Source organism: Microbispora sp. KK1-11 (assembly GCF_006874435.1).
Taxonomy (GTDB): Bacteria; Actinomycetota; Actinomycetes; order Streptosporangiales; family Streptosporangiaceae; genus Microbispora; species Microbispora catharanthi.
Genome location: NZ_VIRJ01000014.1, coordinates 140,237 through 162,875 on the forward strand (window position 1 = coordinate 140,237; position 22,639 = coordinate 162,875).

Annotated in this window: 17 protein-coding genes; 8 read left to right on the forward strand and 9 right to left on the reverse strand. The window is 71.4% G+C overall.

The genetic code is table 11. The features are described from left to right. Positions 1-94 precede the first annotated feature (94 nt). The gene (locus FLW16_RS21230) at positions 95-886 is read left to right on the forward strand and encodes a polysaccharide deacetylase family protein (RefSeq protein WP_142561838.1); all 792 of its coding nucleotides are present in this window, start codon (positions 95-97) and stop codon (positions 884-886) included. Here the strand turns inward: FLW16_RS21230 and FLW16_RS21235 are convergent. From FLW16_RS21235 to FLW16_RS21265, 7 genes are all read right to left on the reverse strand, one after another. Further along, positions 865-2,103: an acyltransferase gene (locus FLW16_RS21235; protein ID WP_142561839.1), complete on the reverse strand. Its 1,239-nt coding sequence runs from the start codon at positions 2,101-2,103 to the stop codon at positions 865-867. The genes FLW16_RS21230 and FLW16_RS21235 overlap by 22 nt on opposite strands. 75 nt (positions 2,104-2,178) lie before the next feature. After that, positions 2,179-2,835: an NrtR DNA-binding winged helix domain-containing protein gene (locus FLW16_RS21240; RefSeq protein ID WP_142561840.1), complete on the reverse strand. Its 657-nt coding sequence runs from the start codon at positions 2,833-2,835 to the stop codon at positions 2,179-2,181. Positions 2,836-3,018: 183 nt separating this feature from the next. After that, positions 3,019-3,603: a hypothetical protein gene (locus FLW16_RS21245; protein WP_142561841.1), complete on the reverse strand. Its 585-nt coding sequence runs from the start codon at positions 3,601-3,603 to the stop codon at positions 3,019-3,021. A 289-nt stretch (positions 3,604-3,892) separates the two neighbouring features. Continuing rightward, entirely contained in the window at positions 3,893-5,719 is a 1,827-nt protein-coding gene (locus tag FLW16_RS21250) for a DUF4434 domain-containing protein (RefSeq protein WP_142561842.1), read from the reverse strand. 123 nt (positions 5,720-5,842) lie between these two features. Further along, positions 5,843-6,931, reverse strand: a complete 1,089-nt coding sequence (locus tag FLW16_RS21255) for a glycosyltransferase (protein WP_185949533.1) — start codon at positions 6,929-6,931, stop codon at positions 5,843-5,845. Positions 6,932-6,945: 14 nt separating this feature from the next. Further along, the gene (locus FLW16_RS21260; protein WP_142561843.1) at positions 6,946-8,208 is read right to left on the reverse strand and encodes a nucleotide sugar dehydrogenase; all 1,263 of its coding nucleotides are present in this window, start codon (positions 8,206-8,208) and stop codon (positions 6,946-6,948) included. Positions 8,209-8,318: 110 nt separating this feature from the next. Further along, complete coding sequence (locus FLW16_RS21265) at positions 8,319-9,986, reverse strand: glycosyltransferase family 4 protein (protein WP_142561844.1); 1,668 nt, start codon at positions 9,984-9,986, stop codon at positions 8,319-8,321. Between the two features lie 62 nt (positions 9,987-10,048). Here FLW16_RS21265 and wecB point away from each other — a divergent pair, with 62 nt between their 5' ends. The 6 genes from wecB (at position 10,049) to FLW16_RS21295 (ending at position 18,142) form a co-directional block, all read left to right on the forward strand. Further along, positions 10,049-11,176, forward strand: a complete 1,128-nt coding sequence (gene wecB, locus FLW16_RS21270; RefSeq protein WP_142561845.1) for a non-hydrolyzing UDP-N-acetylglucosamine 2-epimerase — start codon at positions 10,049-10,051, stop codon at positions 11,174-11,176. Positions 11,177-11,244: 68 nt separating this feature from the next. Next, the gene (locus tag FLW16_RS21275; protein WP_142561846.1) at positions 11,245-13,314 is read left to right on the forward strand and encodes a glycosyltransferase; all 2,070 of its coding nucleotides are present in this window, start codon (positions 11,245-11,247) and stop codon (positions 13,312-13,314) included. A gap of 233 nt (positions 13,315-13,547) precedes the next feature. Continuing rightward, positions 13,548-14,477, forward strand: coding sequence for a CPBP family intramembrane glutamic endopeptidase (locus tag FLW16_RS21280; protein ID WP_142561847.1), 930 nt, complete (start codon positions 13,548-13,550; stop codon positions 14,475-14,477). A 62-nt stretch (positions 14,478-14,539) separates the two neighbouring features. Then, positions 14,540-15,823 (forward strand): sensor histidine kinase, encoded by a 1,284-nt coding sequence (locus FLW16_RS21285; RefSeq protein ID WP_142561848.1) that lies wholly within the window; start codon positions 14,540-14,542, stop codon positions 15,821-15,823. After that, positions 15,811-16,470, forward strand: coding sequence for a response regulator transcription factor (locus FLW16_RS21290; RefSeq protein ID WP_142561849.1), 660 nt, complete (start codon positions 15,811-15,813; stop codon positions 16,468-16,470). Before FLW16_RS21285 ends, FLW16_RS21290 begins: the two co-directional genes overlap by 13 nt. Positions 16,471-16,621: 151 nt before the next feature. Then, positions 16,622-18,142, forward strand: coding sequence for an MDR family MFS transporter (locus tag FLW16_RS21295; RefSeq protein ID WP_221891200.1), 1,521 nt, complete (start codon positions 16,622-16,624; stop codon positions 18,140-18,142). A gap of 14 nt (positions 18,143-18,156) precedes the next feature. Here FLW16_RS21295 and FLW16_RS45280 read toward each other — a convergent pair whose 3' ends face one another. Continuing rightward, a complete protein-coding gene (locus FLW16_RS45280) occupies positions 18,157-19,971 on the reverse strand; it encodes a zinc-binding dehydrogenase (protein ID WP_185949534.1) in 1,815 nt (604 codons plus the stop codon). Positions 19,972-20,064: 93 nt separating this feature from the next. Here FLW16_RS45280 and FLW16_RS21305 point away from each other — a divergent pair, with 93 nt between their 5' ends. Continuing rightward, positions 20,065-21,075 (forward strand): AraC family transcriptional regulator, encoded by a 1,011-nt coding sequence (locus tag FLW16_RS21305; protein WP_142561850.1) that lies wholly within the window; start codon positions 20,065-20,067, stop codon positions 21,073-21,075. Between the two features lie 21 nt (positions 21,076-21,096). Here FLW16_RS21305 and FLW16_RS21310 read toward each other — a convergent pair whose 3' ends face one another. Next, positions 21,097-22,605 carry a flotillin family protein gene (locus tag FLW16_RS21310; protein ID WP_142561851.1) on the reverse strand — a complete coding sequence of 503 codons (1,509 nt, stop codon included), beginning with the start codon at positions 22,603-22,605 and terminating at the stop codon, positions 21,097-21,099. Positions 22,606-22,639 lie beyond the last annotated feature (34 nt).

Sequence of the window (22,639 nt, forward strand, 5' to 3'; positions counted from 1 at the left end):
GTTCGGGTCGTTCTTCACCTTCGTAGAGCCCGATCCACTTCGCGGCAACCGTCCGGAATTCCGGGTTCGGAGACAAGCACTAAGATCCAGCGACATGTGGCGGAAAGCGAGAATCGTGATGGCCGGCGCCTGTGCGGCAGCCGGAGTGTGCGTCGTCCCCACCGCGGCCGGCCCCGCGACCGCCGCGACCGCCGAGGCGACGGCCGTGACCGCGAAGGCCGCGGCCCCTGCCGAGGTGAAGAAGCCCGAGGTGAAGAAGAAGGACGCGCCCTACTGCGCCCGGTACAAGTGCATCGCCCTCACCTTCGACGACGGCCCGTGGCCCTACACCCCTGCGCTGCTCGACACGCTGAAGAAGCACAAGGCGAAGGCCACCTTCTTCCTGCTCGGCAGGAAGGTGGCCCACCGTCCCGAGCTCACCCGGCGGATCTACGAGGAGGGGCACGACATCGGCAACCACACCTGGACCCACCCCTCGCTCACCAAGCTGTCCGACGGTGAGGTGTTCGAGGAGGTCTCGAGCACCTCGGACATCATCAATCAGACGATCGGCAAGATGCCGGAGTACATGCGCCCGCCGAACGGCGCGACCAACTCCAGGATCGCGAGTCTCATGGCCGATCTCGGGCTGCCGCAGATCCTGTGGACGGGGTCCACGCTCGACTGGCAGGCTCGCGACACCAAGGTGATCGCCCAGCGCACGCTGAAGCTCGCCAAGCGCAACGGCGTGATCCTGCTGCACGACATCGTCCCCGAGACGGTCAAGGCCATGCCCGGCGTGCTCACCGCGCTGGAGAAGCAGCACTACAAGTTCGTCACGCTGACGACCCTGCTGCAGGGCCGCAAGCTGCGCCCCGGCGAGGTCTACCCGCCCCGCGGCAAGTAACCGGCCCCGGGCGTCGTCTCCGCGTACGGAGCCGGCGCCCCCGGCGGCAGTGACACCGGCGGAGACGCTGCAGACACCGGCGGCGACACCGGGGACACGGGAGAGGCGACCGCCGCCTCCGTCAGGGGGACGCGACCGGCGTCGGCCGTGAGCGAGCGGTCCAGGGCCGCGCGCATCCGGGGCTGCAGAGGCCGCTCGACCAGCCGGTGCACGCCGTACGCGACCACGAGCGCGGCGGCCACGGCCAGCGGGAGCGTGAGGCGGTTGCCCAGCGCCGGGTGGAGCCACTGGATCAGCAGGAACCCGACGTGGTGGTGGAAGAGGTAGAGCGGATAGGTCAGCGCGCCGAGGAAGGTGAGCCACCGCCAGTCGATCCGGTCGAACGCGCCGACCGCCACGAGGATCATCACCAGGAAGATCAGCGAGATCACGCCCACCACGAGCGCCGAGCCCAGCGCCTGCCCGTATCTCCGGACCGCCGGTGGTCCCTCGTTCAGCGCCGAGTAGAGCGCGAGAGTCCAGCCCACGCCCACGAACAGCCAGGGGAACAGCGACCCCCCGAAACGGTGGACGAGAAACAGGGCCATCCCCGCGATGAAGTACGGCGCGCTGAACGGGACGAGCACCGCCTGCAGCAGGTCGGCGTTCACCCGGTCGGCGATCGCCAGCAGCAGCACCCACGCCCCCATGAACGCCAGGCACCGGCGGTAGGTGATCCCCACGGCCGCGAGGCAGGCGACGAGGGCGTAGAAGACCAACTCCTGCCACAGCGTCCAGTAGACGATCTCCAGGTCGCGTACGGCGAAGCCGTGCTGGAGCATCGTCATGTTGGCCAGCAGCTCGGTGAGGCTCGGCCGGTGGTCGGTGATCAGGCCGCCGACGGCCAGGCCGCCCAGGACGAGCACGCTCGCCCAGTACGCCGGGAACAGCCGGGCGATCCGCGACGCCGCGAAGTGGCCCGGCGTGCGGCCCCAGGCGCTCATCAGGATCACGAATCCGCTGATCAGGAAGAACAGGCGCACGCCGTACACGCCGAACATGGTCGCCATGCTCAGCCCGGGGAAGGCGTTGGGCGTGCCCCAGGCGCGCGTCTCGCCGAAATGGAAAAGGACGACGCCGAGGGCCGCGCAGAACCGCAGGAGGTCGAGCACGCGCAGCCGGGACGGTCCCGGGGGAATGGCCGGCGCATCGGTGATGCGGGGGGCCGCAGCCAGCATAGGCCGGAATATATCCTGAAAGATCCCTGTGAGTCGGATATTCACCCAGCGCTGGTGGCGCAGCGGCGCGGACGGTCAGGTGCGCAGCATGGGCGGGTGCAGCAGCACGGCGGGGCCTCGGCGGTAGAGCATGGCGGGACGGCCGCCGTCCCGGGTCGTGGTGTGCCCGGTGGGCACGAGGAAGCCCTCCGTCTTGGTGACCTTCCTGTGAAAGTTACGCGGGTCGAGCGGGCGTCCCCAGACGATCTCGTAGACGCGGCGCAGCTCCGCAACGGTGAACTCGGGCGGGCAGAAGGCGGCGCCGAGCGAGGTGTACTCGAGCTTGCCCCTGGCCCGCTCCACACCGTCGAGCATGATCCTGCGGTGGTCGAAGGCCATCTGCGTCAGCTCGGCCACCGGCTGCCAGCTCATGTGGGCCTCGGTGGACGCGGGCAGGTCCGGGGCGAGGCCCAGATAGGCCACGCTGACGACCCGCTGGCGCGGATCGCGGTCCGGATAGCCGTAGGTCTGGAGTTGCTCCAGGTGGACCGGTGCCCCGGGAAGACCGGCCCGTTCGGCGAGCACGCGGGCCGCCGCGGCGGGAAGGTCCTCCTCCAGCTTGATGAAGCCGCCGGAGAGCGCCCACCTGCCCTCGTACGGCGGCCGGTCGCGCCGCCAAACGAGGGCGCTGAGCTGCTGGCATCTGACGGTGAGCACGACAAGATCCACGCTGACCGGGATACGCGGGATCATGTCCAGCACGCTACAGGACGCGGGCCGCGGCTCGGGCCGTCCGGAGTCGGCCGGCCCGGCCCCTCGCGGGAGCTTCACCACCGCTCCACTTCCCCGAAACCGGGATAGGCGCCCCCGGACGCCGCCCGGCACGGCGCGATCTGCACAGCGCGGCCGATGCCGGGCGACGCACCGACGGGAACGTCAGAGCGCCTGCGTGGGCTTGACGTAGGTCACCCGGAGGTTCAGGTAGGCCGCCGCGCCGTAGTCGTGACCGCGTACGGCGAGCAGGTTGCAGCAGTCGAGGTAGGTCGCGGGCACCACGACGTCGATCGCCCCGGCGGCGCACCGGCCGCTCTTGACGCTCTGCAGGAGGTGACCGTTGAAGTAGACCTGTGCGTCGTTGTCCACCGTGCCCTGGATGCGCACCGCCTGCGCGTCCCGCGGCAGGTGCAGCCAGTGGCGCACCAGGATGTCGGTGTTGACCGCCCACGGGGTCTTGACGTTGGCCTGGTTGTTCCACGAGCAGGTTCCGTTGGTGGTGCCGAAGCCCGCCTGCCCCCTCGGCCACGCGCTGTCGTCGAATCCCCGCTCGGCGAAGCCCGGCACCTGGGTCGTGGCGGGCACCTGGCGGTAGGTCCAGCCCGTGCTGTTGTAGTCGAGCGCGGTGACGACGTTCGCACGCCCGCTCGCGGCCTGGGCGGCGGTGGCCGCGGGGACGGCCAGGGCCATCGCGGCCACCAGCGCGCCCGCCGCGAGACCGGCGGGCAGGTGACGGAGTCGGTTCATGGGCGGTCTCCTTGTCGATCGTCGAATGCCCTGTGCGGCGGGCATCTCGATGCCGGCGTGGACGGGGTCAACCGTCGCTCCGCCTTCGGCGGCGGCGCAGGCAAAGGAGATCAGCGGGCGGGGCCGGCGATGCGGGCGCCCCGCCGCGGCATTGTCCGTTCCTTGCGCGCACATTGCCTGGCCGTGCTCATCGCGCGCCTCCAGCGCGGGCCCACCGCGCGCCTCCAGCGCGGGCCCACCGCGCGCCTCCGGCGCGACATGGGGCCGGACCGGCTCGATCAGGGGGCGGTCAGCGGGTGTAGTGGTAGTAGACCGGCTCGGCGGACTTCCTGCCGTCGGCGGAGGTGACCTCCACCTTTATCCAGACGTCGTCGGGGACCGTGGCCCAGTCCACCGGGATCCAGATCTTCTCCGTGCCCGCCGGCAGCCCCTGGATCGGCGTGGTGTCGTGCCAGCCCACCGTGGCCGAGTCGACGACCCGCGGCGTGTCCAGGCCCGGCCAGCTCAGCGTGACCTTGGCCGAGCCGAGGTGGTAGCCGCGGACCTCCAGGCCGTCCTGGATCTGCCGCGCGCGCCGCTGCACCTCGATCGGGATCGGACGGTCCCAGTCCGCCGCGATCTCCTCCGACAGCGACGGCGAGCCGCAGGTGAAGAAGTCGCTCCACATGTACGAGATGATCTTCGACACGTACGGCGCGGCGAGCGTCACCTGCCTGTCCAGCCTGGGCTTGTCGGTGCGTCCGCGAGTGCCCTGACGGCCGCAGGTCTCCGTCGAGGTGGACGGCTCGAACGCCTCGACGTTGGCCCACAGCTCTACCTGGACGCCCTCCTGGACCAGCTCCTGACGGGCCAGCGACATCGCACGGTAGTAGTCGCGGGTGCTGCCGTAGTAGGCCGTGGCGTACGTGCTCTCCCCGACGACCGGCTTGAGGCTGTCGTCCACCGGCTTGTTCTTCCAGTTGGGCCAGAACAGGCCGACCTTGCCCGTGCCCCGGCCGTCCTGCGGCGCGATGATCTCCACCCCGGTCCGTGCGAGGGCCTTGAAGCCCTCGGCCACCTGGCCGGGCGTGGAGGTGTACTTCACCCGTCTGCGGCTGTCGATGTACGGGCTCACCAGGATCGGCTTGTCCGGCAGTACCTGTTCGACGATCAGGTGCTGCTCGGCGTACACCTGGAGCGTCTGGACCTTGCTCGGGTCGGGCCAGTCGCGCAACTGCAGCTCGAACGGCTGGTAGACGCCGCCCAGCGACTCGCGGTCCTTGAAGCGGTCGCCGTAGTCCTGCAGGACCCGCCGGGTCAGCGTGGTGAGCGTGCCGATGTGGCGGGGGTCGGCCCGGGTGGACTCCTCGGGGTCGCGCGGCGCGAGCGGCAGGGCGGGGAAGACCTTGATGCCGAACCGGTCGCCGAGGTCGAGCAGTTCGCTGAGGCTGTCCTTGGCGCCCGCCGACACGAGGATCAGGTGGAAGCCGCGCCCCTCGCGGGTGAAGTCGCACGTGGGGTCGTCCGAGCCGTCCTCGGGCGCGAGGAGCCGGAAGAAGACGGCGTCCCCCACGACGACCTCGTGCTCCATCTGCGGGCAGCGGAAGATGCCGGGGCCGAACCGCTCGTCGGTGCGGTAGACGTACGTCCCCGTGATCCTGTTGCCCGCGTTGGCCGCCTGGAGCTCCTTCTCCGCGGCCTTCATGCAGGACAGCCCGTTCTCGACGCAGCGGGCGTACCTGGCGTCGGGCTTGGGGTCCTTGCCCTCGGGAGTCGACGCCTCCAGGACCTGGCCCTCGTCGTCGGTCTCGCGCGGCGACAGGCCGAAGCCGAGGCGCACGACCGTGTCCCCGCCGAGGCGGTGGATGGCCTCCAGCTGGCGGCGCCAGGTGCAGGGGTCGGAGGTCGGGATCAGCCAGTAGCCGCTCACGGCGTACGGCGTGGTCGCCGCGGTCTCGAACGTCCCGCAGGGGTCGGTGAACTCGCTGTGCGTCGGCGACCCGACCACGGGGGTCGAGGGGGCCGTCTGCCCGGCGCTGGCGGTGCCGGAGCCGGTGCTCCCGTCACGAAACACGATCACCACTGATGCGACGCCGGCGAGAATCGCCACGCCCAGGATCAGAGTGAGCCAGCGCATTTTCAGGACACTACCGCCCGTCGTTCAAATGATCTTGCCGCGCCCAGACTACCCGGATGTTCGCGCTGCCGGGCCGGCGTCACGAGCCACCTGCGGCAGTGTTCACCGCGCGTTCAGCAGTGGTCAGCTCTTGACGCCCGCCCACGCCTCTAACTGGGTGACGAACCGGCGTGCGGAGTTGGGCCAGTGGTGGTGCGTCCGCGCGGCGGCGTAGCCGCGCCCGCCGGTGCCGATCCGCTCGAAGGGGTTGTCCCTGAGCTGGAGCACCGCCCGCGCCACCGCCTGGGGGTTCTGCCAGGGGACGACCAGGCCGCACTGGTAGCGCTCCACCAGCTCCACGGCCCGCGGCGAGGGGGTGGTGATGACCGGGATGCCGTGCGCCATGTACTCCACGATCTTCGTGGGCATCGAGTGGCGGTAGTTGGGCTCGTCGTGCAGCAGCGAGAGCCCGGCGAGCGCGCCGTCGAGCCGCTTGAGCGCCTCGTCGTTCGGCATGAAGTCGCGCCACTCCAGCACGCCCTCGGCGACGGCCTCGTTCAGCAGGGGACGGCTCTGCGGGTCGGCGTAGCCGATGAGCTCCACGGCCACCCGGTGCGGCTGGAGCAGGCGGGCCACCTCGACGGCCTCCTGGACGCCCCGGGCCTCCGACAGCCAGCCGAGGTAGACGACGCGGTCGTCGCCGGGCGGGCTGACCCGGTCGGGCACCCACGTCTCGTTCGGCACCACGAGGTGCTGCTGCTTGAACCGGCCCGCGTACGCCGCCTCGGCCAGCAGCAGGTGCAGCCGACGCTCGGCGGTGGTTTCGAGGAGCCGGGCGAGGAAGCGCATGGGCGGGCGCAGGAACGCCGGCAGCCACGGCTTGAGCGACAGCGTCGCGGGGGTGTCCTCGTGGACGTCCCACACGACCGGCGGGCGACGGCGCACCCCCGCGACCGCGAACAGCAGCTCGGGGTCGTGGATGAGGGCCAGGTCGACCTTGCCGCGCATGCTCTTGAAGAGCTTGCGGGCCGCCCGCACCGCCGCCAGGCGACGCCGCTCGGCGGCCCTGGGGAGGTCCACACCCGTCACCCACGAACGCGGCACGACTCCCCGCGCGGTGTACGGCGCGGCGTACGTGACCTCATGACCGGCGTCGACGAGCGCCCGAATCTGCCGGTGCAGGATCCGGGCGTCCTCGGGGTGATGCACCACCGTCATGACGAGCACGTGCACGCGCGAAACCCTTCCTACAACCGCTCGACGCGTTCGCTCGTGGCAAGCACGCCGCGAGTGTCCAGGACGAGAGGGGCGCGCTCCTCCACGACGTCGAGGTCGAAGGCCGAATGCTGCTGGAGCAGGACCACCACGTCGGCGGCGGCCACGGCCTCGGCCAGGTCCTCCTCGCGGGGGATCTGCCTGCCCTCGACCGCCCACTCCTTCACGTACGGGTCGCAGAAGGACAGATCGGCGCCCAGTTCCAGGAGCGCCTCGGCCACGGGGATGGCCGGTGTCTCCCGCTCGTCGGCGATGTCCGGCTTGTACGTCACGCCGAGGAGCAGCACGCGCGAGCCGTTCACGGGCTTGCGGGCCCGGTTGAGCAGCCGCTGCACGCGCGCCACCACGTACGACGGCATCCGCTCGTTGATCTCCTGGGCCAGTTCCACGAACCGGAAGGGATAGCCGAGCTTGCGCACCGTGTAGGACAGGTACGACGGGTCGACGGGGATGCAGTGCCCGCCGACGCCGGGGCCCGGCAGGAACTTCTGGAAGCCGAAGGGCTTGGTGGAGGCCGCCTCGATGGCCTCCCACAGGTTCACGCCGAGCTCGTCGCAGAAGATCGCCATCTCGTTGACGAGGGCGATGTTGACGTGCCGGTAGGTGTTCTCCAGCAGCTTGGCCATCTCCGCCTCGCGGGTGCCGCTGACCGGCACGACCCGCTCGACGAACTGCGCGTAGAAGGCGGCGGCCCGCTCCTTGCAGGCGGGGGTGAAGCCGCCGACGACCTTGGGGGTGTTGCGCAGGCCGAACTTGGGGTTGCCCGGGTCGATCCGCTCCGGCGAGAACGCCAGGTGGAAGTCCTTGCCGGCCACCAGACCGGACTGCTCCAGGATCGGCCGCGCCAGCTCGTCCGTGGTGCCGGGCCACGTGGTGGACTCCAGCACGACGAGCGTGCCCGCCTGGAGGTGCTCTGCGACGGTGCGGGTGGCGCCCTCGACGGCGGACAGGTCCGGACGGTGGTCCTCGTCCAGCGGCGTCGGAACGCAGATGACGATCGTGCGCGACCGCGACAGCACGGACGCGTCCAGCGTGGCCGTGAAGCCGCCGGTGAGCATCGCGTCGAGGTCGGCGTCGGTCAGGTCGTCGATGTAGGAGCGGCCGGCGTTCAGGGCCTCGACCTTGCGGGGGTCGACGTCCAGACCGGCCACTCGCAGGCCCGCCGCCGTGGCCTCCTTGGCCAGCGGCATGCCCACGTATCCCAGCCCGATGATCGTGAGATCGAAGGCTGTCACGACGAGGCCTTGGGGGGAACCTGGGGGCGGAAACAACACTTCATGGTGGCAAAGGTTATCTCAACTCGGAACCAAGCATGCCTGATGCAACACATCCGACTTTCTGCTGTTTATCGGCTTTCGGTCAAGGACTGGTAGATCCCTTGGTACGTGCGGGCCAGGCTGCTCCAGGTCCGGTGGGCGGCGACCTCGGCCTTACCCGCCTCGCCCATCACCCGGCGGCGCTCCGGATCCTCGCGCAGCGCGGCGAGCGCCTTGGCCAGCGCGGCCGGATCGCCGGGCGGCACCAGCAGACCGGCGCCCTCGCCGCCGACGAGTTCCGCGAGGGCGGGCAGGTCGCTCAGCACGACCGGCTTGCCGAGCGCCATCGCCTCGACCGGCTTCAGCGGGGTGACCAGACGGCAGACGCGCAGGTCCTCACGCGGGCAGACGAAGATGTCGATGGCGGCCTGCGCCTGCAACGCCTCGTCCGGGCCCACCCGGCCGGGCAGGATCGCCTCCTTCAGGCCGAGCCGTTCGACCTGTTCGAGCAGCGCGGGCCGCTCGGCCCCGTCTCCGACCAGCAGGACCTTCACCGGCGTTCCGGCGTCGCGCAGCAGCGCGGCGGCGCTCAGCAGCGTGGCGAAGCCCTCGTAGGCGACGATGCTCGACACCGAGCCCACGACGATCTCGTCCCGGCCGATCCCGAACCGGTCGCGGAACGCCTCGCCGTCGTAGTCGGCCGTCAGCAGGGAGTCGTCCACGGCGTTGGGCGCGAGGAAGATGCGCTCCCTGGGCACGCCGCGCTCGACGATCTCGGCGGCCATCGTCTCGGCGAGCGTCACGACCGCGTCGGCCTCGCGCATGATCTGCGCCTCGCGCTCACGCTGCAGTGTGTGCCGCTCGCTGCCGACCCTCGCGGGGTCGCGGGAGACCCAGGTCTCCTCCAGGAAGCCGCGCACCTCGTACACGAAGGGGGTGTTCGTCCGCTCGCGCACGGCGAGCGCGACCGAGCCGTTGCGGTGGTCGGTCGCCGCGTGCAGGACCTGCGGGCGGAGGGTCCTGACCAGCTCGGAGACGTCCGCGGCGCCGCGGATCATCCGCCCCTGGCTCTCGAACGGCACCTCGTCCTTCGGCAGCAGCCGGTAATAGGGGATGCCGTCGATCTCCTCGTACGGCTCGGCGTCGGTGTGCCCCTGAAGCATGGGCCAGCCCCAGCTCGTCACCACGTGGGGGTCGAGCCCGGCCGCCTTCTGGGCGGTGACGATGCGGTGGGTGCGCACGGTGTAACCCGCCTGCGTGTACGGCAGGGCGTTGGTGACCATGTGCAGCACCCGGCCGGGCACCCGCTCACCCATGATGATCTTCGGCTTGGGCGGGATCGGGTTCGGTCCGAGCGCGGCCTTCTCGCCCTCGTAGTAGGCCATCCTCCGGCGGACGAACGGCCATCGGGCATGCGGCTGGAGCACCCTGACCGCGTCGGACATCCGGCCGGCGTCGAAGTTGGCCTTGGCGTCCCGCAGCGGGCCCTTGGCCGCGCGCTGCAGGATCTTGCGAGTCCTGACCTTGACGAACCGGGCCGCGGGCCAGGCGACCCGGCCGACGACCGGGCGCACCCCGGCGGGCATGGCGTCGGCGGCGGCCTGGGCGACCCGCATGGGGTCGGACTTGACCTTGCTCACGAAGATCCGGGAGACGAGGACCGGGTTCCTCGCGAACCCCCGGAGGAAGCCGCCGAGGCCGGCCTTCGCGGACGCGGCGGACACGGCCTTCAGGGGCTTGTTGGCCTCGGTTTCCACGGCGCGACCGTACCATAGGCAACGTTTGTCCCAGGCTGGAGGAAATACGAAAGGCGAGGTAGATGAGAGACAACCCCCTCGTCCTGCACGTACTGGGCGCCCGGCCCAACTTCGTCAAGGCGGCTCCGGTCGTCGGGGGGCTGGCCGAGCTCGGGATCCGGCAGGGCATCGTCCACACCGGCCAGCACTACGACGCGCTGATGTCGGACGTGTTCTTCGCCGATCTCGGGCTGCCCGAGCCGATCGCGAACCTCGGCGTCGGCAGCGGGACCCACGCCCGGCAGACGGCCGCCCTGCTCACGGGGCTGGAGGACGTCGTGCTCGAACACCGCCCTGCGCTCGTGGTGGTGTACGGCGACGTGAACTCGACGCTCGCGGCGATCCTCGTCTGCGCCAAGCTGCACGTGCCGACCGCGCACGTCGAGGCGGGCCTGCGCTCCTTCGACCGGGAGATGCCCGAGGAGGTCAACCGGGTCGTCACCGACGCGCTGTCGGACCTGCTGTTCGCCACCTCGCCTGAGGCGCTGTCGCACCTGGCCAACGAGGGCGTTGACCCGGCGAAGGTGCACCTCGTCGGCAACCCGATGATCGACAGCCTGTTCGCCGCGCTGCCGAAGCTCGACCCGGCGCCGGTCCAGGAACGCCTGGGCATCGACGGCAGGTACGCGGTGGCCACGCTGCACCGCCCGGCGAACGTGGACGACCCGGAGGCGGCCCGCGAACTGGTCGACGCCGTGCTCGGAGTGGCCGAGCAGGTGCCGGTCGTCGTCCCCCTGCACCCCCGCGGCCGGCAGCGGCTGGCGGACGCCGGTCTCGTGGACCGGCCGCATCTGAAGATCGTGGACCCGCTCGGTTATGTGGACTTCCTGTCCCTGGTGCGCGGCGCCGCCCTGGTGGTGACCGACTCCGGCGGAGTCCAGGAGGAGACGACCATGCTGGGCGTCCCCTGCCTGACCGTCCGGCCCAACACCGAGCGGCCGATCACCGTGACCCACGGCACCAACCGGCTCGTCACCCCCGCCTCGCTTCCCGCCGAGGCGTCCAAGGCGCTCGCCGACGGCGCGGCCACACCGAGCGGCGAGCTGCCGCCGCTGTGGGACGGCGCGGCCGGGCCTCGGATCGCCCGTGTCATCGACGCCTGGCTCCGCGGCGACAGCCTCTCCCCCGCCGCACGAGGCAGGGTCGGCTGAATCTCCCTGTACAGGCATGAAGGCCGCGTTGACCCCCGTACGATGACCCTTCCGTAAAGGGGAGAGGTATGGCTGAGACCGAAGAGACTCCTGACGGGCCCCGCTTCCAGCGGCTGGGGCCGGTGAACTGGCTGCCCGAGGAGCGCAAGCACGTCGAGCAGTACGAGCAGCGGATCCGCGACCTGGAGAACCGGCTCGCCTACCAGGAGGCCCGTGCCGACTACGCCCTCTGGCGACTCCAGGCCACCCAGACCCAGAAGCCCTACCGGGTCGCGCAGGTGCTGACGAACGCGGCGAAGCCCAAGAAGATCGTCCGGCTGCCCCGCGACCTCAGCAAGGCGATGAAGGACGGCAGGAAGGCACCGAAGGCGCCGCCCTCCGCCATCGAGGTCGCCGCCGCCGCCGAGGCACGGGGTCCCGAGGTCAAGATCCCGGGCCTCAAGTGGCCGGACGGCCCGGTCGTACGGCCGGACCTGCGGGTCGCGGTGATCCTCGACGACTTCTCCCGCATGGCGTTCCAATACGAGTGGGACCAGATCGAGTTCGGGCTGCAGGACTGGCGCGAGGTCTTCGCGGAAAAGCGCCCCGAGATGCTGTTCTGCGAGTCGGCCTGGCACGGCAACCAGGGCCGCTGGCGCTACCAGATGACCGGGACCAACGCGCCGAAGCAGGAGCTGCGCGACCTGATCGCCTGGTGCCGCGAGGAGGGCATCCCCACGGTCTTCTGGAACAAGGAGGACCCGCCCAACTTCGACTTCTTCATCGACACGGCCAAGCTGTTCGACTACGTGTACACGTGCGACGGCGACATGATCCCGAAATATCGCGAGATGCTAGGTCATGACCGTGTCGGCGTGCTGCAGTTCGCCGCCCAGCCCCGGATCCACAACCCGATCCAGACCAAGCAGGGCCGGCCGTACGACGTGGTCTTCGCGGGGATGTACTTCCGCGACAAGCACCCCGAGCGGCGCGAGCAGATGGAGACGATCCTCGCGCCCGTACGCCCGCTCGGCCTGCACATCTACGCCAGGAACGCCTCGGTGGCCGACAAGTACGCCTGGCCGGAGGAGTACCGCCCCCACATCGTCGGCGAGCTGCCGTACGAGCAGATGCTGGCCGCGTACAAGATGTACAAGGTCTTCCTGAACGTGAACTCGGTGATCGACTCGCCGACCATGTGCGCGCGCCGGGTCTTCGAGCTGTCGGCCTGCTCGACGACCGTGCTGTCGGGCTGGTCGCGGGCCATCGAGGAGACGTTCGGCCCGCTCATCCCGGTCGCGCACTCGCAGGAGGAGGCGTACAACCGGGCGATCTACCTGATCAACAGCCCGGAGCTGCGGGCGCGCCAGGGCCACCTGGCGATGCGCGAGGTGTTCGACAAGCACCTGTTCTCCCACCGGGTCGACCAGATCCTCACCGACCTCGGCCTGCCGGTCGTCCCGCGCTCGCGGTCGATCTCCGTGGTGCTGCCGACCAACCGGGCCGGCCAGCTCGAACACGCGATCAGCCAGGTGGCGCGGCAGCGGCACCGCAACCTGGAGCTCGTGCTGGTCATGCACGGCCTGTCGGAGGACCCGGCGGTCGTGCGCGACAAGGCCCTCGCGGCGGGCATCCCGGCGGTGAAGGTGCTGACCGCCGACCCGTCCTGGACGCTCGGCGAGGTGCTCAACCACGGCATCGCCCACGCCGAGGGCGAGCTGATCTCCAAGATGGACGACGACAACATCTACGGCGAGCACTACCTGTCGGACCTGGTCCGCGCCTTCGACTACGCCGACGCCGAGATGGTCGGCAAGGGCGCCCACTACACGTACTTCCCCGACCAGAACGTCACGATCTTCCGCCTGCCCGGGCTGGAGCACCGCTACGCCCACCTCATCCAGGGGGCGACGATCCTGGCCAAGACCGACCTGCTGCGGGCGTTCCCGTTCGAGGCGGTCAACGCGGGCGAGGACACCCGTCTCGTGCGGCGCTGCAAGGAGGAGGGCGTCCGGATCTACTCGGCCGACCGGTACAACTTCATCTACATGCGCGGCTCGGACGCCACCGCCCACACCTGGCAGGCGGCGGACTTCAAGCTGACCCGCAACGCCCAGTTCTGCTTCGCCGGCAACCCCGAGCCGCACGTGCTCATCTGACCCGTGCCCATCTGGGCGGATGACCGCCGAGGACCCGTCGTGGTCCTCGGCGGTCCGCCTCCGGCCTGCTCCGCAGTCCTCTCACCGTCTCCTGGCCGACGCTCCGACCTGGCCGTTCTCTCCTTGGTACCCCTGGCTGTACCTCCATTGGGCAGCACGCGGGAGCGACCGGGAGGGCCCGCGGCTGGTGTGCTGATCACTGTCAGTCGAGCGCTCCAACAGGAGAGAGTGAAATGGCAGTCGACAGCCGGCCGGAGGCCGGGCACCGCACGAGCGAGACCGGGATCCGGGGCCTCATCCGCCGCCGCCCGCTGATCAGTTTCTTCGTCCTGGCCAACCTCATGAGCTGGGCGGCCTGGTTGCCCTACGTCCTGTCGGACAACGGCCTGGGGGTCTGGGACTTCGACTTCCCCTCGTTGCTCGGTACGACCCAGTTCTCCGGCGTTCTCCCCGGCGCCTACCTCGGCCCCATCTTCGCCGCGTACATCGTGACCAGGATCGCGGACGGCAAGGAAGGCGTCCGCCGGTGGGTCCAGCGGATGACCAAGTGGCGGGTCGGCTGGGCCTGGTACCTCGTGACCGCCCTCGGCGTCCCCGCCACCATCGTCGTCACCGGTCTCGCGCTCTCCGGCGAGGACATCCACATGCCGCCCGTCGCCGCGCTGGTCGCCTACGTGCCCGGCCTGCTGCTCCAGATGGTCACCACCGGTCTCGCCGAAGAGCCCGGCTGGCGCGACTTCGCCCTGCCCCGCATGCAGCGGAAGTTCGGCCCGCTCGGCGCCACCGTCATCCTCGGCCCGCTGTGGGGCGTCTGGCACCTGCCGCTGTTCCTGAGCCAGTGGGGCGGCTGGCCGGACGTCACCTGGATGAGGGTCGGCGAGTTCATCGCCTTCGCCTCGATCTTCAGCGTGGTCGTCACCTGGGTGTTCAACCGCACCGGGCAGAGCCTGCCGCTGGTCATGCTGCTGCACGTCAGCGTCAACAACTTCATGTCGATCGTCTACTCGGACATGTTCCCGTCGATCGACACCCCGGAGCACGCGAGCCATGTCACCCTGCTCGCGGCCACCACGGCGGCGGTCCTGGTGCTCATCGCGACCCGCGGCCGCCTCGGCTACCGTCCCGCCGAGGAACTCGCGCCGGAGCTCACCCCGCGGCGCTGAATCCACGCGAGCCCGCGTTGAGATCTCTGTTCTAAGCTCGTCAGCCCGAGGGGGTGTGCATCATGGCGGCGCGCCAGCGGAAGCCGGCCGACACCCGGCAGGACGACCGGCGAGACGTCCGGAGGGGTGTCGCCGCACGCGCCCATGGCCTCTTCGACGCCTTCGAACACCTCATCGGCGGTCTCGGCACCGCGCTGCTGGCGTTCGCCGGTCTGTTGTGGCTCGTCCTGGTCGCGCTCACCTGCGTGATCGGTCTGGGCCTGCTCCTGGCGCCCACCGTGCCGCGCGTCGTGCGGTCCGTCGCCGAGCGGGAGCGCGGCCGGTTGTCCCGCTGGGGGCCGGAAATCGTCAATCTGGGACCCGCGCCGGCCGGCGTACGCGCCGCCCTCGCCGATCCGGCCGTACGGCGGGAGCTGTGCTGGCTCCTCGTGCACGGCACGCTCGGCCTGTTCCTCGGCCTGGCGGCGTTGACCCTGGTGGTGGACGCCGTGCAGGACATCACGTACCCGCTGTGGTGGCGGGCGCTGCCCGTGGAGGACCCCGCCCCGACCCTGGTGTTCTGGGACGTGCACGACGACGCCGACGCCTGGGCGGTCGCGCTCCTCGGCGTGGGGCTGGCCGTCAGTTTCCTGGTCCTCGGGACCGGGATGGCCCGGTTGCAGGCGTGGCCGGGACGCCGGCTCCTGGCGCCCACCGCGGACATGGACCTGTCCCTGCGCATCGCACAGCTGGCGGCCACCCGCGCGGCGGCGCTGGACGCCCACGCCGCGGAGTTGCGGCGGATCGAACGTTCACTGCACGACGGGGCGCAGAACCGGCTGGTCGCCGTCACCGTGCTGCTCGGCGCGGCCCGCCGCGCCCTGGCGCAGAACCGGCCGGGCGCGCAGGACTTGCTCGAACGCGCCCAGGAGACCGCCGAGCAGGCACTGGCCGAGCTCCGTACGGTCGTCCGCAGCATCCTGCCGCCCGTGCTGGCCGACCGGGGGCTCGCCGACGCGCTCGCCGGGCTCGCGGCGAACTGCGGGGTGCCCTGCCGGGTGGACGTGGACGCGCTCGGCAGGTGCGCCGCCTCCATCGAGGCCACCGCCTACTTCGTGAGCGCCGAGGCGCTCACCAACATCTCCCGGCACAGCCGGGCCCGGCACGCCACGGTGACCGTACGGCGTGCGGGCGACCGGTTGTCCCTGCGCATCGAGGATGACGGCGTCGGCGGCGCGGACGAACGGCGCGGCTCCGGACTCACCGGCATGCGCAGCCGGATCGAGGCGCACGACGGGCGTCTCACCCTGACCAGCCCACCCGGTGGGCCGACCACCCTCGACGTGGAGTTGCCGTGCGGATCGTGATAGCCGAGGACGACCCGTTGCTGCGCGAAGGGGTCGCGCTGCTGCTACGCGCGGAGTCCCTGGACGTGGTGGCCACGACCGACTCTCCGGACACCTTCCTGGCCGCCGTCGACGCCCACCGGCCCGATGTGGCCATCGTCGACGTCCGGATGCCTCCGACCCACACCACCGAGGGCATCGCCGCGGCCGTGGAGGCCAGGCGCCGTCAGCCCGGGCTGGCGGTGCTCGTGCTGTCCGCCTACGTCGAGCAGGCGTTCGCCACCGAACTGCTCGCCGCCGGAACCGACCGGCTCGGATATCTGCTCAAGGAGAGAGTCGGCCGCGTCGGCGAGTTCCTCGACGCCCTGCACCGGGTGGCCGCCGGAGGCACGGCGATCGACCCGGAGGTCGTCGCCCAGTTGCTCACACGCACCCGCTCCGACAGCGGGCTGGAACGGCTGACCGCCCGGGAACACGACGTGCTCGCCCTGATGGCCGAGGGACTCGGCAACACCGCCATCTCCGAACGACTCTTCATCAGCGAAGGCGCCGTCCACAAGCACATCCGCAGCATCTTCGCCAAACTCGACCTGGCGCCCACCGACCGGGCGGACCGGAGGGTGACGGCCGTCCTGCGCTACCTGGAACAGACCCAGCGCCGCGGCTGACGCCGGCGCCGATACCGGCAGGCGCGTGATCCTGCCGTACGGCGACAAGGAATGCCGGGGAGTTTGCGATGGTTGCCCTGTTCCGGGACCCTCCCGCCTTCGGGCGGGCGGGTCCCGTGTACGTGCACGCCGGACAGGGGGAGCCTCTCACGTGACCACGACGACGGCATCGAAAGGCATCGGGCTACGGTCGGAGCGCGGTCCCGTGCTCGCCGCCATCATGCTCTGCACCGCTCTGGTGGCGCTGGACAGCACGATCATCGCCACCGCGGTGCCGTCCGTCGTCACCGACCTCGGCGGGTTCTCCCAGTTTCCCTGGCTGTTCTCGATCTACCTGCTCACGCAGGCCGTGACCGTCCCCATCTACGGCAAGCTCGCCGACGTGTTCGGGCGCAAGCCGGTGATGTTCTTCGGCATCGGGGCGTTCCTGCTCGGGTCGGTGCTGTGCGGGGTGGCCTGGAGCATGCCCGCGCTGATCGCCTTCCGCGCGATCCAGGGCATCGGGGCCGGGGCGGTTCAGCCGATCAGCATGACGATGGCCGGCGACCTGTACACGGTCGAGGAGCGGGCCCGCGTCCAGGGCTACCTCGCCAGCGTGTGGGGCATCTCCGCGGTGGTCGGCCCGACGCTCGGCGGCGTGTTCTCCGAGTACGTCTCCTGGCGCTGGATCTTCTTCATCAACCTGCCGCTCGGCGCGGTGGCCGCCTGGATGCTGGCCCGGCGCTTCAGGGAGCAGGTGCAGCGGGGCTCCCACCGGATCGACTACACGGGCGCCGCGCTGCTCACCGGCGGCTCCTCGCTGCTCATCCTCGGCCTGCTCGAGGGCGGCGTCGCCTGGGACTGGAACTCGGCGCCCAGCCTGCTGATCTTCGCGGCGGGCCTCCTCCTGATCGTCGCCTTCGCGCTCGTGGAGCGCCGCGCGGCCGAGCCGGTGCTGCCCCTGTGGGTGTTCCGCCGCCGCACGCTGACCGGCGGCAACCTGACCTCCCTCGGCATCGGCGCCCTCACCATCGGGCTCACCTCGTACGTCCCGACGTACGCGCAGGGCGTGCTGGGCACCGGCGCGCTGGTGGCGGGCTTCGCCCTGGCCGCGCTCACCGTGGGCTGGCCCCTCGCCGCGACGTTCTCCGGCCGTTTCTACATGCGCATCGGGTTCCGCGACACCGCGCTGATCGGCGTCGTCGTGGTGGTGGCCGGCACCGTGCTGTGCGCGCTGCTCGGGCAGAACGCGATGATCTGGCAGGTCGCGGCCGCCTGTTTCGTCGTCGGCGTCGGCCTCGGGCTGTCGGCCAGCCCCACGATGGTCGCCGTGCAGTCGGTCGTCGGCTGGGAACGCCGCGGCGTGGTCACCGCGACCAACATGTTCTGCCGCTCGATCGGCAGCACCGTCGGGGCCGCGGTGCTCGGCGCCATCTCCAACGCGACGCTGTCGGACCGCTTCGCCCACCCGCCCGCCGACGTCGCGGGACGGCTGCCGAACAGCCTCGACGCCACCAGCCTGGTGCTGAGGGCCCAGGGCGCGGCGGCCCATTCGGCCACCGCGTCCTTCGTCCGGGGCGCGCTGTACGACGCGGTCCACCACATCTTCATCGCGCTCGTCGTCGTCGCCGTGCTCAGCGTCGCCGCGCTGCTGCTCATGCCCCGCCGTACGACCGAGCTGACCTTCGACTGACCGCCCGCTGTGGATCAGAGCTCGATGACGACCTTGCCCCGGGTCCGGCCGGCTTCGGCCATCCGGTGTACGGCCGCCAGGTCCGCGAGGGGGTGCCGCTCGGCGACGTCCACGACGATCTCCCCCGCGTCCACCAGGGCGGCCATCTCGGCCAGCTGGTCGACGTCGTTGCGGGTGACGAACCGCGTGGCGGTGACGCGCGAGCCCGGGGGCGGCTGAACGGGCGCGGTGATCGAGACGAGGTGGCCGCCGGGGCGTACCAGCCGGGCCAGGTCCGCGCCGGCGCCGGGCGCGAACGGGACGAGGTTGAGCAGCACGTCCAGGTCCCCGGGCAGAGGATCCGTCCGGTAGTCCACCACCTCGTCGGCTCCGCAGGCCCGGACCGCCGCGGCGCTCGACGCGTTCCCTGCCGTGGCGATCACCGTCGCTCCCGCCCTTCTGGCGAACTGCACGGCGAACATCCCCACCCCGCCGCCCGCACCGTTGACCAGCACGCGCCGGCCCGGAGCGATCCGGCCGTGCTCATACACCGTCTGCCATGCTGTCAGTCCCGCCACCGGGATCGCGGCGGCGTCGGCGAGCGGGACGGCCTTCGGCGCCGGGGCCAGCAGCCGCGCGGGCGCGACGGAGTACTCCGCCGCCGCACCGCCCTCCAGCAGGCCCATGACCCTGTCTCCTGGGCGCGGCCGGGAGACCCCGGCTCCGGTCGCCACAACGGTGCCCGAGACATCCCACCCGAGCGTGTACGGCAGCGGCAGGTCTGCCATCTCCGGCACCACCGTCCGCAACAGCCCCGAACGCAGCCCGATCTCGGACGGGTTGAACGAGGTGCCCGCCACCTTGATCAGCACCTCGCCCCGACCCGGGGCGGGGATCGGGATCTCCTCCTGGCGAATCACGGACGCGTCGCCGTACACGTGAATGCGGGCGGCCCGCATCGTGGCACGGAAACGGTGCGCGTGCTCGTCCGCCCACCTGCGGAAGTCGCGCGCGCCGGCGCGGGGCGTCACCGGCCACGGGCGGCCCACCAGCTCGGCCCGCGCCCGCAGGATCGCGTCCGCGACCTCCGGCGGCAGTCCTCCGGCGATCATTTGCTCCCGTCCCTCGGAAGGCGGCAGTTCCTCCCAGCGGATCGGGCGGCCGATGGCCTCGCCGATGACACGTGCCTGCTCGGCCTGGGTCAGCGTCTCCGGCCCGGTCAGCTCGTGCGCGACCCCGGCGGGGCTGCGGCCCGTGAGCGCGAGGGCGGCGACCTCGGCGATGTCCCGCTCGTGGATCAGCGGCATGGCCGCACCACCATAGGGTTCGCTGACCACGCCGTCCGCGCGGAACCGGGCGTCGGCGGCCCAGCGCAGCGTGCCGGCCGCGAAGGCGTGCGGGCGGAGGAACACCCATTCCCGGCCGGTGCGCCTGATCAGTTCCTCGGCCTCGCGCTCGCCGGGGCGGCGGGCGGCAGAGGACAGGTACACAATGCGGCGGGCGTGCCGGGCCACCACGTCGAGGACCGCGGCGAGCCCGTCGGCGGTGCCGAACGGCCAGACCAGGAACGCGGCCGTGATCCCCTCGACGGCGTCGGCGAACGAGCCGGGCTCGGTGAGGTCGCCGCGTACGGGCTCGACGCCCGGGGGCAGCACGGCGACGGCCGGGTCGCGAACCAGTGCCAGCACCTCGGGAACGCCGGCGGGAGGGGCGTCGGCATGGGTGGTGGAGGCGTGGTGGGGAGCCTCGGCGATCGACCGGGAACGACCGAGCGGCGGGGCCGTCAGCTCGGCCACGACCGCGCGCCCGACGGTCCCGGTGGCCCCCATGACCAGGATCTTGTGTGTCATGCGTGCCACCGTAGGATGGCCCGCCTAAGACGCCCAATGTCGTGAAGTCCGGATTTAATACGCGATCGTCTGATCCGCCGTAGGGTGATCGGCATGGACGTGCTCAGCGATGTCATCACCGTCATGCGCACCGGACGGCCGAACGCGGCACGCGTCCAGTGGCGCGGCGCCTGGGGACGGCGGTTCCCGGCGGTACCGGGGGCGGCGGGTTTCCAGGTGATCCTGCAGGGCTCGTGCTGGCTCATCCCGCAGGAGGACGACGCCGTCGCCGCGCCGGTCCCGCTGTCCGCCGGAGACGTGGTCTTCTTCTCACAGGGTCACCCGTACGGCCTGGCCGACTCGCCCGCCACCCCCCTCGCCGTCACCAACTGCGACCCGGCGGCCGAGGACCTGGCGTTGTTCGTGCGCGACTCGGTGGGCGACTCGGTGGGACCGGACACCCCGGACGTCGGCGAGGCGACCACGGTGACCTTGTGCGGCGGATACCGCCTCGACCCTCGGCGTGCGCACCCGCTGCTGCACGACCTGCCCGGCCTCATCCATATCCCGACCCGTGCCACCTCGACGACCGGAGACGGAACGGAGGCCGCCGCGGACGCGAAGGCCGAGCTGGGTGCGGTCGTCGCCATCCTCGGCCGCGAGATCGCCGCTCCCCGCCCGGGCACGGACGCCGTCGTCCCCGCGCTGCTGGACATGCTCCTGCTCTTCATCCTGCGAACCTGGTTCGACGGGCAACTCGCCCGGGGCGCGGCCACCGGATGGGCGGCCGCGCTGGCCGATCCGGCGGTCAGCGCGGCCCTGCACGCCGTTCACCAGGACCCGGCCCGGCCGTGGACGGTCGAGTCGCTGGGCCGGGAGGCCGGGATGTCCCGTGCCGCCTTCGCCGCCCGCTTCACCGCCCTGGTCGGCCAACCGCCGCTGGCGTACCTGACCTGGTGGCGCATGACCACGGCGGCGCAGCGGCTGCGCGACTCCGACGCCGGGCTGGCCGAGATCGCCGCCCGTGTCGGTTACAGCTCGGAGTACGCATTCGGCGCCGCCTTCAAACGCGTCTACGGCACCGCCCCCGGCCGCTACCGCCGACGTTCGTCCCCGCCCGGGTGACGGGGACGAACGCGCGGGCCGTCAGGAGGCGGCGTCGATGGCGTTCTTCGCGGGGGGCTCGGCGCCGTTGACGCTCGCGCCGTCCTTGGCCGCCGCGGGGGTGCCGCCGGCCAGCAGGGAGCGGGCCAGGCCCAGCCCGGTGCCGCCCAGCGTGAGCGCCTTCGCCAGCATCTCCTCGATGCCCTGGGCGCCGTTGAGCACCACCATGTGGTCGACGTTGCCGAACGCCTTGGAGCCGGCCTCGACGATCTGCGGCCAGTTCTCGGCGAGCTGCTGGGCGATGACCGCCTCCTGGTTCTCCCGCAGCGCCTCCGAGCGGGCCCGGATCGCCTCGGCCTCGGCCAGACCCTTGGCCTTGGCCGCCTCCGCCTCGGCCAGACCCTTGGCCTTGGCCGCCTCGGCCTCCGCGAGACCCCGCGCCTTGGCGGCCTCCGCCTCGCCGAGACCGGTCGCCTTGGTCGCCGCCGCGGCGGCCTCGCCGCGCACCCGCACCGACTCGGCGTCGGCCGCGGCCGCCTGCTTCACCTGGGACGCCTGAGCGGCGGCGCGCAGCTCGGTCTCCCTGGCCTCCGCCTCGGCCTGGGCGATGCGCGCGTCGCGCTCGGCCTGGGACAGCGTGACGGTCTCGTACGCCTTGGCGTCGGCGGGCTTGCGAACCTGCGACTGGAGCCGCTGCTCGGCAAGCTGGGCCTCCAGCTCGGCGGCCCTGGTCTCCTGGACGACGACCTCCTGGCGCGCGGTGGCCTCCGACAGCGGGCCGGCCTGCCGGGCCTTGGCCGCCGCCTGGTCCACCTCCGCCTGGTAGCCGGCCTGCTGGATCTGCGACTCGCGGATGGCGGAGGCCTTCTTCGCGGCGGCGACCTGCTCGGCCTCGGTGGCCTCCTGGTCGCGCTGCGCCTCGGCGATGCGCGCGGCGGCGGCGATCTTCGCGGCGTGCGGCTTGCCCAGGTTGGTGATGTAGCCGGTCTCGTCCTCGATCTCCTGGATCTGCAGCGAGTCGACCACCAGGCCGAGCTTGCTCATCTCGTCGGCCGCGGAGCTGCGGGTCTCACTGGTGAGCCGCTCGCGGTTGAGGATGAGGTCCTCGACGGTCAGGTTGCCGATGATCGAGCGCAGGTGGCCGGTGAACAGCTCGTGGATGGCGCCGTTCATCGAGTCCTGCTGGTCGAGGAAGCGCCGGGCGGCGTTCGCGATGCTGGTGAAGTCGTCGCCCACCTTGTAGATGATCACGCCGCGCACCTGGACCGGGATGCCCTGCTGGGTCACGCAGTTGACCTGCAGGTTCGTGGCCCGGCTGTCGAGCCGCAGCCGCCGGGCGGTCTGGAAGCCGGGCAGCACGGCGGTGCCCTTGCCGGTCACGATCTTGAAGCCGAGGCTGTCGGCCAGCTCGTTCTTCGTATGGGCGCCGAGACCCGAGATGATCAGCGCCTCGTTGGGCTCGGCCACCCGCCAGATGGCCTTGAACAGGAGGATGAGGACGATGAAGGCGACGACGGCCACACCGCCCACGACCAGGACCTCCGTTGACATGGGAGCCTCCGTGTAGTGGGGGGAAGGGAGGAGG